This is a genomic window from Pseudomonas sp. GM18 (assembly GCF_000282195.1).
In the GTDB taxonomy this organism is placed as follows: domain Bacteria; phylum Pseudomonadota; class Gammaproteobacteria; order Pseudomonadales; family Pseudomonadaceae; genus Aquipseudomonas.
The window spans coordinates 38,713-51,138 of sequence record NZ_AKJT01000078.1 but is presented as its reverse complement, the minus strand read 5'-3'; the positions used below and the strand labels follow the sequence as shown (position 1 = coordinate 51,138).

The 12,426-nt window shown below is 60.5% G+C and carries 12 protein-coding genes; 9 read left to right on the top strand and 3 right to left on the bottom strand.

Translation table 11 applies throughout. The features are described 5' to 3' along the window. Nucleotides 1-280 (top strand): hypothetical protein (locus PMI21_RS29920; protein WP_238541228.1); only part of this gene is annotated, 280 nt, incomplete at its 5' end. Between the two features lie 23 nt (nucleotides 281-303). Here PMI21_RS29920 and PMI21_RS08190 read toward each other — a convergent pair. Next, nucleotides 304-1,797 (bottom strand): CoA-acylating methylmalonate-semialdehyde dehydrogenase, encoded by a 1,494-nt coding sequence (locus tag PMI21_RS08190; RefSeq protein ID WP_007940172.1) that lies wholly within the window; start codon nucleotides 1,795-1,797, stop codon nucleotides 304-306. Nucleotides 1,798-1,860: 63 nt separating this feature from the next. Beyond that, a complete protein-coding gene (locus tag PMI21_RS08195; protein WP_007940171.1) occupies nucleotides 1,861-3,210 on the bottom strand; it encodes an aspartate aminotransferase family protein in 1,350 nt (449 codons plus the stop codon). 125 nt (nucleotides 3,211-3,335) lie between these two features. Here PMI21_RS08195 and PMI21_RS08200 point away from each other — a divergent pair, with 125 nt between their 5' ends. The 3 genes from PMI21_RS08200 to PMI21_RS08210 all read left to right on the top strand — a co-directional run bounded on the left by PMI21_RS08200 (nucleotide 3,336) and on the right by PMI21_RS08210 (nucleotide 5,630). Then, complete coding sequence (locus tag PMI21_RS08200; RefSeq protein WP_007940170.1) at nucleotides 3,336-4,256, top strand: LysR family transcriptional regulator; 921 nt, start codon at nucleotides 3,336-3,338, stop codon at nucleotides 4,254-4,256. A gap of 134 nt (nucleotides 4,257-4,390) precedes the next feature. After that, nucleotides 4,391-5,041, top strand: coding sequence for a TetR/AcrR family transcriptional regulator (locus PMI21_RS08205; RefSeq protein ID WP_007940169.1), 651 nt, complete (start codon nucleotides 4,391-4,393; stop codon nucleotides 5,039-5,041). A gap of 7 nt (nucleotides 5,042-5,048) precedes the next feature. After that, nucleotides 5,049-5,630, top strand: coding sequence for an IMPACT family protein (locus tag PMI21_RS08210; protein WP_007940168.1), 582 nt, complete (start codon nucleotides 5,049-5,051; stop codon nucleotides 5,628-5,630). Between the two features lie 386 nt (nucleotides 5,631-6,016). On the opposite strand, the gene PMI21_RS29555 is transcribed toward PMI21_RS08210, so the two are convergent. Continuing rightward, nucleotides 6,017-6,193 carry a hypothetical protein gene (locus PMI21_RS29555; RefSeq protein ID WP_157214321.1) on the bottom strand — a complete coding sequence of 59 codons (177 nt, stop codon included), beginning with the start codon at nucleotides 6,191-6,193 and terminating at the stop codon, nucleotides 6,017-6,019. 29 nt (nucleotides 6,194-6,222) lie between these two features. Here PMI21_RS29555 and PMI21_RS08215 point away from each other — a divergent pair, with 29 nt between their 5' ends. From PMI21_RS08215 to PMI21_RS08235, 5 genes are all read left to right on the top strand, one after another. Continuing rightward, a complete protein-coding gene (locus tag PMI21_RS08215; protein WP_007940167.1) occupies nucleotides 6,223-7,788 on the top strand; it encodes an ABC transporter ATP-binding protein in 1,566 nt (521 codons plus the stop codon). Between the two features lie 11 nt (nucleotides 7,789-7,799). After that, nucleotides 7,800-8,906, top strand: coding sequence for an ABC transporter permease (locus PMI21_RS08220; protein WP_007940166.1), 1,107 nt, complete (start codon nucleotides 7,800-7,802; stop codon nucleotides 8,904-8,906). After that, nucleotides 8,906-9,829: an ABC transporter permease gene (locus tag PMI21_RS08225; protein ID WP_007940165.1), complete on the top strand. Its 924-nt coding sequence runs from the start codon at nucleotides 8,906-8,908 to the stop codon at nucleotides 9,827-9,829. The genes PMI21_RS08220 and PMI21_RS08225 overlap by 1 nt, the downstream gene beginning before the upstream one ends. A gap of 142 nt (nucleotides 9,830-9,971) precedes the next feature. Further along, on the top strand, nucleotides 9,972-10,658 hold the full coding sequence (locus PMI21_RS08230; protein ID WP_007940164.1) for an SDR family oxidoreductase: 687 nt from the start codon (nucleotides 9,972-9,974) through the stop codon (nucleotides 10,656-10,658). Nucleotides 10,659-10,887: 229 nt separating this feature from the next. Beyond that, the gene (locus PMI21_RS08235; protein ID WP_007940161.1) at nucleotides 10,888-12,246 is read left to right on the top strand and encodes an 8-oxoguanine deaminase; all 1,359 of its coding nucleotides are present in this window, start codon (nucleotides 10,888-10,890) and stop codon (nucleotides 12,244-12,246) included. Nucleotides 12,247-12,426: the final 180 nt, after the last annotated feature.

Here is a 12,426-nt window from a genome sequence, read left to right as displayed (position 1 = left end):
CGCTGCTGTCAACACCTCTTTTTCTCCGCTTTCGACCGAGAAGATCGAACCGTCAATAAGGCGACAACACCCTGCCCTACCAACTCCTTCTGGCCTCGATGAACTGAAGCGTAACCGCGGTCGAAAACTACGTAACTCGTTGTTTACCAAGGAGTTTTCCGTTTCGACTGCGCCGGAAGTGGGGCGAATTATAGACGTCCAGAATCTGCCGTCAACCTCTAATTTCACATTTCTGTCATATCGGTCAAAACAGCCCGAAAACACAAAGGCCGACCTCTAGAGGTCGGCCTTCTGCCCTTCTACTTACAAGCTAGGGAATGCGAATTGCGAAGCTTCATGGCTTGCCCGTTGCGGCCAGCGCTGGGTAATAGCCTTGCGACGGGTATAGAACCGCACGCCATCCGGACCATAAGCATGCAGATCGCCGAACAGCGAACGCTTCCAGCCACCAAAGCTGTGATACGCCACTGGCACCGGCAACGGTACGTTGACGCCGACCATACCCACTTCAATCTCATCGCAGAACAACCGCGCCGCTTCCCCATCACGGGTAAAGATGCAGGTGCCGTTGCCATACTCGTGATCATTGATCAGTTGCATCGCCTCTTCCAGGCTGTTGACCCGGACGACGCACAGCACCGGCCCGAAGATCTCTTCTTTATAGATGCGCATCTGCGGCGTGACGTTATCGAACAGGCAGCCACCCAGGAAGAAGCCGTCCTCATGACCGGCCACGCTCAGACCACGACCGTCCACCACCAGCGTCGCACCGGAGGCTACGCCGTCTTCAACATAACCGCTCACCTTGTCCCGCGCCTGACCGGTGACCAGAGGCCCCATGTCCAGGCCACAAGTCGTACCGGCGCCGATTTTCAGTGCCTTGATCTGCGGCGTCAGTTTGGCCACCAACGCATCCGCCACTTGGTCACCGACGCACACGGCCACCGAAATCGCCATGCAGCGCTCACCGCACGAACCGTAAGCCGCGCCCATCAAAGCGCTGACCGCGTTATCCAGATCCGCATCCGGCATCAATACCGCATGGTTCTTCGCCCCGCCCAGCGCCTGGACACGTTTGCCGCGCTTGGTGCCTTCGGCGTAGATGTACTCGGCAATCGGCGTCGAACCGACGAAGCTCAGCGCTTTGACTTCCGGCGCTTCAATCAGCGCGTCCACTGCGGCCTTATCGCCATGCACCACACTCAGCACGCCTTTCGGCAGGCCGGCTTCCAGTAACAATTGTGCGATCAACAGCGTCGAGCTTGGATCACGCTCGGACGGTTTGAGGATAAAGCAGTTGCCGCAGACGATCGCCAATGGATACATCCACAGAGGCACCATGGCCGGGAAGTTGAATGGGGTAATGCCGGCCACCACGCCCAATGGCTGGAAGTCCGACCAGGCATCGATGTTCGGCCCGACATTACGGCTGTACTCACCCTTGAGGATTTCCGGTGCCGCGCACGCGAACTCGACGTTTTCAATCCCGCGCTTCAATTCACCGGCGGCATCTTCCAGGGTCTTGCCGTGTTCTTCGCTGATCAGTTGTGCGATGCGGGCTTCGTTCTGCTCCAGCAGTTGCTTGAAGCGGAACATCACCTGAGCGCGCTTGGCCGCTGGCGTATTACGCCAGGCCGGGAACGCAGCCTTGGCCGAGTCGATGGCTTTCTGAATGGTTTCGCGGCTGGCCAACGGCAGCTTGTGGATAACCTGACCGGTAGACGGATTGAACACGTCGGCCGTGCGACCGTCTTCGGTCACCAGTTCGCCATTGATCAAATGCGGGATGAGGCTCATGCGGGGCTCCTGAAATTGTCCACAGGCGTCCTTTGAAAGGACGCCTTTATATAGAAGAGGGAATCAGTCGATCTTGTTCAGCACTTCGCCGACCGCGTCGAACAGACGATCAAGGTCTTGCGGCTTGCTGTTGAAGGTTGGGCCGAACTGCAGGGTGTCGCCGCCGAAGCGCACATAGAACCCGGCTTTCCACAGGGCCATGCCGGCTTCAAACGGACGCACGATGGCATCTCCGTCACGAGGCGCGATCTGGATCGCGCCGGCCAAGCCGTAGTTGCGAATGTCGATGACGTTCTTGCTGCCCTTCACACCGTGCAGCGCGCTTTCGAAATGCGGCGCGACTTCAGCCACGCTCTGCACCAGATTTTCCTTTTGCAGCAGGTCGAGTGCCGCCAGGCCTGCGGCGCAAGCCACCGGGTGCGCGGAATAGGTGTAGCCGTGCGGGAATTCCACCGCGTACTCAGGCGTCGCCTGGTTCATGAAGGTCTGGTAGATCTCGGAGCTGGCAATCACCGCGCCCATCGGGATCGCGCCGTTGGTGACTTGCTTGGCAATGCACATCAGGTCCGGTGTGACGCCAAAGCTGTCGGCGCCGAACATCGAACCGGTACGGCCGAAACCGGTGATAACTTCGTCGAACACCAGCAGGATGTTGTGCTGATCGCAGATCTCGCGCAGACGCTTGAGGTAACCCTGCGGCGGAACCAGCACGCCAGCGGAACCGGCCAATGGCTCGACGAATACCGCGGCGATGTTCGAGGCATCGTGCAGCTCGATCAGCTTGAGCAATTCATCCGCCAGTGCGATACCACCCTGCTCCGGCATGCCACGAGTGAAAGCATTGCTCGCCAACAAGGTGTGCGGCAGATGATCGACATCCATCATCGCCTGACCGAACAGTTTGCGGTTGCCGTTCACACCGCCAAGGCTGGTGCCGGCAATGTTCACGCCGTGATAACCACGGGCACGACCAATCATTTTGGTCTTGGTGGCCTGGCCTTTCAGGCGCCAGTAGGCACGCACCATCTTCACCGCTGTATCTGCACACTCAGAACCCGAATCGGTGAAGAACACGTGATTCAGATTGCCCGGGGTCAGGTCGGTGATTTTCTCGGCCAGCTGGAACGACAGCGGGTGACCGTACTGGAAGCCCGGCGAGTAATCGAGGGTGCCCAATTGCTTGGTCACCGCCTCCTGGATTTCCTTGCGGGTGTGCCCGGCGCCGCAGGTCCACAGACCCGAGAGCGAATCGTAGACCTTGCGGCCCTTGTCGTCTGTCAGCCAACTGCCCTCGGCCGCCACGATCAGGCGCGGGTCACGCTGGAAATTGCGGTTCGCGGTGTAGGGCATCCAGTGGGCATCGAGCTTGAGCTGGCTGGCCAGGGAAGTCGGGGCGTTTTCAGGCACGTTCATGGGCAAAACCTCGCAGAGCAAATAAGCGGCGTGGAGATCAAAAGCGTTCTTGCAGCTAAATTGCCACGGGGATAAAGTCGGTGAAATCCAACTTTTCTAACCTTCAGTCAGACCCAGACTAAACTATGAGCACCCGTCGCCCCGATCCGTTGGCGCAAGTCAGTGACTTTGATATCCGCCTGCTGCGGATTTTTCGTAGCGTGGTGGAGTGCGGCGGCTTTTCCGCGGCGGAATCGGTGCTGGGTATCGGTCGCTCGGCCATCAGCCAGCAAATGAGCGATCTGGAGCAACGCCTCGGCCTGCGCCTGTGCCAGCGAGGTCGCGCGGGGTTTTCCCTGACTGAAGAAGGCCGCGAGGTCTACCAATCTGCGTTGCAGCTTTTAAGTGCGCTGGAAAGTTTCCGCACCGAGGTCAACGGTCTGCACCAACACTTGCGCGGCGAGTTGACCATCGGCCTGACCGACAACCTGGTCACCCTGCCCCACATGCGCATCACCCACGCCCTGGCCCAACTGAAGGAACGCGGCCCCGACGTGCAGATCCAGATCCGCATGATCGCGCCCAATGAAGTCGAACAAGGCGTGCTCGACGGTCGCTTGCATGTCGGCGTGGTGCCGCAAGCCAGCGCGTTGTCGGGGCTGGAATATCAGCCGCTCTACAGCGAACGCTCGCTGCTGTATTGCGCGGTCGGCCATCCGCTGTTCTACGTCGACGACAAACAACTGGACGATGAGCGCCTCAACAGCCAGGACGCCATCGCCCCGACCTTCCGTTTGCCCGCCGAGATTCAGGCCCATTACCAGGCGCTCAATTGCACCGCCAGTGCGTCGGATCGCGAGGGCATGGCCTTCCTGATCCTGACCGGGCGCTACATTGGTTACCTGCCGGATCACTACGCCAGCCTCTGGGTGCAGCAAGGCCGTTTGCGTGCACTGAAACCCAAGGCACGCTTTTATGACCTGAGCCTGGCATCGGTCACCCGCAAGGGCCGGCGCCCGCATCTGGTTCTGGAGAGCTTTTTGGAAAGCCTCGCGGCGACACGATAGGAAGCTGACGGGCAGGCCTGAAAGCAATCCGATCCAGCCTGCATAAGGGTTTTATCGCCACAGGACTTGTCTGAGGCCCGCGGGTGCGCTATCAACGCATCTGGTTGCACCCATCTACCTGTTCGGAAGTGCCTATGACCTTTGAAGTCCCAGCCCACGGCGGCAAACCCGCCAGCCGCATTCGTCAGAAGAACGAAGAGACCATCATCAAAGCCGCCGAAGACGAGTTCGCTCGTCACGGGTTCAAAGGCACCAGCATGAACACCATCGCGCAGAAAGCCGGGTTGCCCAAAGCGAATCTGCATTACTACTTCACCAACAAACTCGGTTTGTACGTGGCGGTGCTGAGTAACATCCTTGAGTTGTGGGACAGCACCTTCAATACCCTGACCGTCGAGGACGATCCGGCTGAAGCGCTGACCCGATACATTCGCGCAAAAATGGAATTCTCCCGGCGCCAGCCACAGGCTTCGCGGGTCTTCGCGATGGAGGTCATCAGCGGCGGTGATTGCCTGACCGAACATTTCAACCAGGACTACCGCACCTGGTTTCAGGGTCGGGCCGCAGTGTTTCAGGCGTGGATCGACGCCGGCAAAATGGACCCGATCGACCCGGTGCACCTGATTTTCCTGCTGTGGGGCAGCACCCAGCATTACGCCGACTTTGCCACGCAGATCTGCCGTGTCACCGGGCGCACCAAGTTGACCAAGCAAGACATGGAAGACGCCGGCAGCAACCTGATTCGCATCATTCTCAAAGGCTGCGGCCTGACGCCTGCTATTTAAGACACCTATGCCTTTTACCCTCAGCGGTTTTTGCGAATACCGCGAAGAGATTCGCAAAAGCCGCTTCATCGCCCTCGCCGCGCCAATCACCAGCGCAGCCGATGCCCAGTCGTTCATCGAGCAACACAGTGATTTGAACGCCTCGCACAATTGCTGGGCCTGGAAGCTCGGCGATCAATACCGCAGCAGTGACGATGGCGAACCCGGTGGCACCGCTGGCCGGCCGATCCTTGCGGCGATTGAAGCGCAGGATTGCGACCAGGTCGCGGTCGTGGTGATCCGCTGGTATGGCGGCATTCAGCTGGGCACCGGCGGCCTCGCCCGAGCGTATGGCGGCAGTGCCAACAAGTGCCTGCAAGGGGCGCCGAAGGTTGAGCTGATCAGTCGGGTGCCGGTCAGTTGTGCCTGTGCATTTGGCGAGTTGGCGCTGGTGAAGCTTCGGGTGGCGGAGCTGGGTGGTTTGGTGGTGGAGGAAACCTTCACGGCCAATGGCGTGGAACTGCAATTGGCGATTGGCGACGGGCAGATAAGTACGCTACAAACGCAGCTGGCGGATTTGAGTCGCGGGCGTATTTTGTTGCAGCGTTGAAGATCAAAAGATCGTCCGAACGCGGCCCGAGCCTTCGGCAGCTGCTACACGCCTGAGGGCGCTGCAATCTTTTGGGGCACCCCGATTTTCTTTGCTCTCGACACTTGCCCACATCTGCTGTGCACCCGGCTGTGGATAACCTGAGCACATTCTGCTGTAACCCTTCTGTCATGCGGCTTTGCGGGCTTTGCTCATTTTTCGTCCAACTCGCCTGCCGCGACGTTTATTCCATGTAAAAACAATCAGTTAGAGCGGTTTATCGCCATTAGAAGAAAGCCCCTCAGTGCTTATACCTACGCGGTCGGCTTGCGCACAGATACTGTGGAACAAGCTGTGGATAACCCGTTCATGGCTGGCGCAGCCCCATGTCTGACAATGCCTGCAGCTTATTGCTCGTTTTTTAACCAATTGATCGCGCGCAAAACCGGAGCCTGATCAAAAGGCTTGCCCTCAAGTGGTGCCTCACCAGGAATTGGAATAGGTCGAGGCAGCGTCCGCAACGCCTGTGCCAGCGGGCTTTTGTCTATTTCCTGACTCAATGGCCAGGAAATTGCTTTATCCACAGGCATAACCTTTGCGACCCGAGCCTGTCATGTCCAACCCTGCGCCTCCCCCCGATCAAACACCCCGCCTGCAATTGCGCAGAATCAGCAAACGTTACCCCGGTTGCCTGGCCAACGATGCCATCGACTTGAGCATTGCGCCCGGTGAAATCCACGCCCTGCTCGGCGAAAACGGAGCGGGCAAAAGTACCCTGATGAAGATCATCTACGGCGTCACACACGCAGACTCAGGGGAGATGATCTGGCAGGGCCAGCGCGTGACCATGCGCAATCCGGCCCAGGCCCGCGGCCTCGGGATCGGCATGGTGTTCCAGCATTTCTCGCTGTTCGAAACCCTGAGCGTGGCGCAGAACATCGCCTTGGCGATGGGCGCGGCGGCCGGTACGCCAAAGCAGCTTGAGCCAAAGATTCGTGAAGTGTCCCAACGCTATGGCATGGCGCTGGAGCCGGAGCGACTGGTCCACAGCCTGTCCATCGGCGAGCGTCAGCGGGTGGAAATCATTCGCTGCCTGATGCAGGACATCCGCCTGCTGATTCTCGATGAGCCGACGTCGGTACTGACCCCGCAGGAGGCCGACGAATTGTTCGTCACATTGCGTCGACTCGCCGCCGAGGGCTGCAGCATTCTGTTCATCAGCCACAAGCTCGGCGAAGTGCGTGCGTTGTGCCACAGCGCCACGGTGTTGCGCGGCGGACGAGTGGCCGGGCATTGCGTGCCGGCCGAGTGTTCGGACCGGCAACTGGCGCAGCTGATGGTCGGTGAAGCCGCCGAGCTGATTACCGACTATCCGAAGGTCAGGGGTGCTGATGCGTTTCTGAACGTGACTGGATTGTCCTGGCACAACCCGGATCCGTTCGGCTGCTCGCTCAAGGACATTGATCTCGAGGTGCGCAGCGGTGAAATCGTCGGTGTCGCCGGGGTGGCCGGCAATGGCCAGGATGAGTTGCTGGCCTTGCTCAGTGGCGAAGAACGACTGCCGGGAAATGACGGGGCGAAGATCAGTTTCGGCGGGCAGCCAATAGCGCACCTGAGGCCGGATGCACGACGCAAACTCGGCCTGGCCTTCGTCCCCGCCGAGCGCCTGGGTCATGGCGCGGTGCCGGAATTGAGCCTGGCGGATAACGCCCTGCTCACCGCATTTCAACAGGGGCTGGTCAGCAATGGGCTGATCCAGCGCGGCAAGGTCGAGGCACTGGCCGAAGACATCATCCGCCGCTTCGGGGTCAAGACACTCGATGCCCAGGCACCGGCTCGCAGCCTGTCTGGTGGCAACTTGCAGAAATTCATCCTCGGCCGGGAAATCCTTCAGCAACCCGAATTGTTGGTGGCCGCGCACCCAACCTGGGGCGTGGATGTCGGCGCCGCCGCGACCATTCACCGAGCGCTGATTGCCTTGCGCGACGCTGGCGCGGCAATCCTGGTGATCTCCGAAGACCTCGACGAACTGTTCCAGATCAGCGATCGCCTCGGCGCCTTGTGCGGCGGTCGGCTGTCGGCACTGCAGGCCACCGTCGACACCCGCCTGACCGATGTCGGTGGCTGGATGGCCGGCCAGTTCGACGTACCTCAATCACCTGCACCCGTAACGCTTTAACGGAGTTTCACATGCTGCTTTCTCTCGAACCCCGTGGCCAGCAATCGCGCCTGATGTTGTGGTGCTCGCCATTGCTGGCGGCTGTGTTGACCCTGGGCTGCGGCTCATTGTTGTTTATCGCGCTGGGCCACGACCCATTGCTGACCTTGCACACCCTGTTGATTGCACCGATCAGCGACGTGTACGGCGTCTCCGAACTGTTGGTTAAAGCGTTGCCGATTCTGCTCTGTGCATTGGGCCTGGCAGTGGCGTATCAGGCACGGATCTGGAACATCGGCGCCGAAGGTCAGTTGCTGCTCGGTGCCTTGGCCGGCAGTGCGTTGGCGGTAAACATCATTGGCCTGCAAAGTCGTTGGGCGCTGGTGTTGATCCTGCTCACCGGCACCTTGGCCGGTGCCGCGTGGGCCGGGTTGACGGCGTGGTTACGCACACGCTTCAACGCCAATGAAATCCTGACCAGCATCATGCTCAATTACATCGCTTTGAACCTGCTGCTGTTCTGTGTCCACGGGCCGCTGAAGGACCCGGCCGGGTTCAACTTTCCGGAGTCGGCGATGTTTGGCGATGCCAGTCGTTTGCCGCTGTTGATGGAGGACGGTCGGGTTCATGCGGGCGTGTATTTCGCCTTGCTCGCACTGGTAGCGGTGTGGGTGTTGTTGCAGAAGAGCTTTGTCGGTTTCCAGATCAAAGTGCTCGGGCTGGACAAGCGCGCGGCGGGTTTCGTCGGCTTTCGCGAGAAGCGGCTGATCTGGCTGGCGCTGTTGATCAGCGGCGGCCTGGCGGGGCTGGCCGGGGTTTGCGAAGTCACCGGGCCCATCGGCCAATTGGTGCCGCAGGTCTCGCCGGGTTATGGCTATGCGGCGATCACTGTGGCGTTTCTCGGGCGGCTGAATCCCGTCGGCATCCTGTTTTCCAGCCTGTTGATGGCGCTGCTGTACATCGGTGGCGAGAGCGCGCAGATGAGCATGAACCTGCCGCAAGCCATCACTCAATTGTTCCAGGGGATGATGCTGTTTTTCCTGCTGGCCAGTGACGTGCTGATTCTCTACCGACCACGTTTGAACCTGCGCTGGGTACGGCGCACCTCGACCACCGCCGTACAAGCAGGAGCCTTGTGATGGACATCGATCTGCTGAGCAATATTTTCTATGCCATGGTTCGCTGCGGCACACCGCTGTTGTTGGTGGCGCTGGGCGAGCTGATTTGCGAGAAAAGCGGCGTCCTGAACCTTGGGCAGGAAGGCATGATGCTGTTTGGCGCGGTGATCGGTTTTATCGTCGCGCTGAACAGCGGCAATCTCTGGCTTGGTGTGTTGCTGGCAATGTTCGCCGGAATGCTGTTGTCGTCGCTGTTCGCCTTGGTGGCGCTGGTGTTCAACGCCAATCAGGTGGCGACCGGGTTGGCATTGACGATCTTTGGCGTGGGCCTGTCGACCTTCGTTGGCGCTGCGTGGGTCGGCAAACCGCTGACGGGTTTCGAGCCGGTGGCGATTCCTTATCTGAGTGAAATCCCGCTGATCGGGCGGATGCTGTTTGCCCAGGACCTGCTGGTGTATCTGTCGTTTGCCCTGTTTGCGCTGGTGGCCTGGGTGATTCTGAAAAGTCGCGTCGGGTTGATTATTCAGGCGGTCGGCGAAAGCCCGGACGCCGCCAGTGCGATGGGCTTGCCGGTGTTGCGCGTACGCACGCTGGCGGTGTTGTTTGGCGGGTCGATGGCGGGGTTGGCCGGGGCTTATCTGTCGCTGGCCTACACGCCGATGTGGGCGGAAAACATGAGCGCCGGTCGCGGTTGGATTGCCCTGGCGCTGGTGGTGTTCGCCAGTTGGCGGGTATGGCGGTTGCTGCTTGGGGCATACCTGTTCGGTCTCGCCAGCATTCTGCATTTGGTGGCGCAGGGGTTGGGGCTGGCGATTCCGTCGAGTCTGCTGGCGATGCTGCCGTATGTCGCGACCATTGTGGTGTTGGTGCTGTTGTCCCGGGATGCGGTGCGCACGCGGTTGTATGCGCCGGTGTCATTGGGGCAGCCGTGGCGGGCCGGGTAAAAATCAGGGAGCAACAAGGCTAAAGCCTGGAGTATGCTCCAGGGTCAAATCGGCAGCAGCGTCGCCGCGCTGTGGCAGGCGCCCGACCCTGCCAATGCCTGTCCTTTGAATCCGTGATCCTCACTTATCAAGGAAGCCATTCATGTCCACGGCAAAAACCGCACTCATCATCGGCGCCTCCCGGGGCCTGGGCCTCGGTCTGGTGAAAACCCTGCTGGCCGACGGCTGGCAAGTCACCGCCACCGTGCGCAACCCGCAGAGCGCCGAAGCCTTGCAGGCGTTGGGCAAGGTGCGGATCGAAAAACTCGACATGGACGATCAGCAAGCGGTCATCGCCCTCAGCCAAAAGCTCAAGGGCGAGGTGTTCGACCTGTTGTTCGTGAATGCCGGGGTCAAGGGGCCGGAGGTCCAGACACCGGGTGGCGCGACCCTGGCCGAGGTCGGTCAATTGTTCTTCACCAACGCCGTGGCGCCGATCAACCTGGCCCAGCGTTTCGTCGGGCAGATTCGTGAAGGCCGCGGCGTGCTGGCGTTCATGAGTTCGGTGCTGGGCAGTGTGACCATGCCCGACGCGCCGGAGCTGGCGCTGTACAAGGCCAGCAAAGCGGCGCTGAACTCGATGACCAACAGCTTCGTCACGCAACTGGGCGAGCAGAAACTCACCGTACTGTCGCTGCACCCGGGCTGGGTGAAGACCGACATGGGTGGCGAAGGTGCCGACATTGATGTGGAAACCAGCACCCGCGGGTTGATCGATCAGGTGAATGCGTATGCCGGCAAGGGCGGGCATCATTTTGTGAACTACCGGGGCGAGACCATTCCCTGGTAAATGGGTATTGGATTTGACGCCTTCGCGGGCAAGTCGGATCGCCGCACCGCTCGCTCCTACAAGGTCATGCGTCGGACCTGTAGAAGCGAGCGGTGCGGCGATCCGACTTGCCCGCGAAGCTTTTTTGATTGAAACTCCGCACCTCGCCCCCCGCGGCGACCCTGGATCAGCAGACAGGGCAACACTGAGCTGGCAACCCTGAACCCAACTTTCAGAGGAGCCGGCCACTATGCCTGCGACCCGTACCTGGTTAAAAAATCCCCTCGCCATTTTCACGGCCAACGCGCTCGATGCCCGTGGCGGTCTGGTGCTGCAAGACGGTTTGATCGTCGAAGTGCTCGGCGCCGGCCAGCAACCGTCCGCCCCCTGTGGACAAGTCTTCGATGCCCGCGAACACGTAATCCTGCCGGGGCTGATCAACACCCATCACCACTTCTATCAAACCCTGACCCGCGCCTGGGCGCCGGTGGTCAATCAGCCGTTGTTCCCGTGGCTGAAAACCCTCTATCCGGTCTGGGCGCGACTCACGCCGGAAAAACTCGCCCTCGCCACCAAAGTCGCCTTGGCCGAGTTGCTGCTGTCCGGCTGCACCACTGCGGCTGATCACCATTACCTGTTTCCCGAAGGCCTGGAAAATGCGATCGACGTGCAGGTCGAGAGCGTCCGCGAACTGGGCATGCGCGCCATGCTCACTCGCGGCTCGATGAGCCTCGGTGAAAAAGACGGGGGGCTGCCGCCGCAGCAAACTGTCCAGGAAGGCGAAGTGATTCTCGCCGACAGCCAGCGCTTGATTGCCGAGTACCACGAACGTGGTGACGGCGCGCAAATCCAGATCGCTTTGGCGCCGTGCTCGCCGTTTTCGGTAACCCCGGAAATCATGTCCGCCAGCGCCGAACTGGCGAACACCCTCGACGTGCGCCTGCACACTCACCTGGCCGAAACCCTCGACGAAGAAGACTTCTGCCTGCAACGCTTCGGCCTGCGCACCGTGGATTATCTGGACAGCGTCGGCTGGCTCGGCCCACGCACCTGGCTGGCCCACGGCATTCATTTCAACCCCGACGAAATCGCCCGCCTCGGCGCGGCCGGCACCGGTATTTGCCATTGCCCAAGTTCGAACATGCGCCTGGCTTCAGGGATTTGCCCGACCATCGAATTGACCGATGCTGGCGCGTTGCTGGGCTTGGGGGTGGACGGTTCGGCGTCCAACGATGCCTCGAACATGATGCTCGAAACCCGTCAGGCGCTGTACATCCAGCGCCTGCGTTATGGCGCGGAGAAGATCACCCCGGAACGCGTATTGGGCTGGGCCACCAAGGGCTCGGCGCAGTTGCTCGGGCGCAGCGATATCGGCGAACTGGCGGTGGGCAAGCAAGCCGATCTGGCGCTGTTCAAACTCGATGAGCTGCGCTTCTCCGGCAGCCACGATCCGGTTTCGGCGCTGCTGCTGTGCGGCGCGGACCGGGCGGACCGGGTGATGGTCGGCGGAAAGTGGCGGGTGATCGATGGGCAGGTTGAGGGGCTGGATCTGAAAGGGTTGATCGCCGATCACAGCCAGGCGGCCCGGCAGTTGATCGCCGGCACCTGATACCCCCCCGCTCCCACCGTTTTGTGTGAGGCGCCCGCACCAGCGGATGGCATGAGCTGGAGCCAATGCACCGGGTTGGCTCCAGCGATGAATTGAACATCAAAAGATCGCAGCCTTCGGCAGCTCCTACAGGAGCGTGACTCATGCCGAAGGCTGCGATCTTTTTATTTTGTTGTCCTG

Coding starts and splice junctions, on each gene's coding strand:
- PMI21_RS08230 (WP_007940164.1), top strand. CDS start 9,972: ATGTCCACGGCAAAAACCGCACTCATCATCGGCGCCTCCCGGGGCCTG.
- PMI21_RS08220 (WP_007940166.1), top strand. CDS start 7,800: ATGCTGCTTTCTCTCGAACCCCGTGGCCAGCAATCGCGCCTGATGTTG.
- PMI21_RS08215 (WP_007940167.1), top strand. CDS start 6,223: ATGTCCAACCCTGCGCCTCCCCCCGATCAAACACCCCGCCTGCAATTG.
- PMI21_RS08210 (WP_007940168.1), top strand. CDS start 5,049: ATGCCTTTTACCCTCAGCGGTTTTTGCGAATACCGCGAAGAGATTCGC.
- PMI21_RS08225 (WP_007940165.1), top strand. CDS start 8,906: ATGGACATCGATCTGCTGAGCAATATTTTCTATGCCATGGTTCGCTGC.
- PMI21_RS08190 (WP_007940172.1), bottom strand. CDS start 1,797: ATGAGCCTCATCCCGCATTTGATCAATGGCGAACTGGTGACCGAAGAC.
- PMI21_RS08200 (WP_007940170.1), top strand. CDS start 3,336: ATGAGCACCCGTCGCCCCGATCCGTTGGCGCAAGTCAGTGACTTTGAT.
- PMI21_RS08205 (WP_007940169.1), top strand. CDS start 4,391: ATGACCTTTGAAGTCCCAGCCCACGGCGGCAAACCCGCCAGCCGCATT.
- PMI21_RS08195 (WP_007940171.1), bottom strand. CDS start 3,210: ATGAACGTGCCTGAAAACGCCCCGACTTCCCTGGCCAGCCAGCTCAAG.
- PMI21_RS08235 (WP_007940161.1), top strand. CDS start 10,888: ATGCCTGCGACCCGTACCTGGTTAAAAAATCCCCTCGCCATTTTCACG.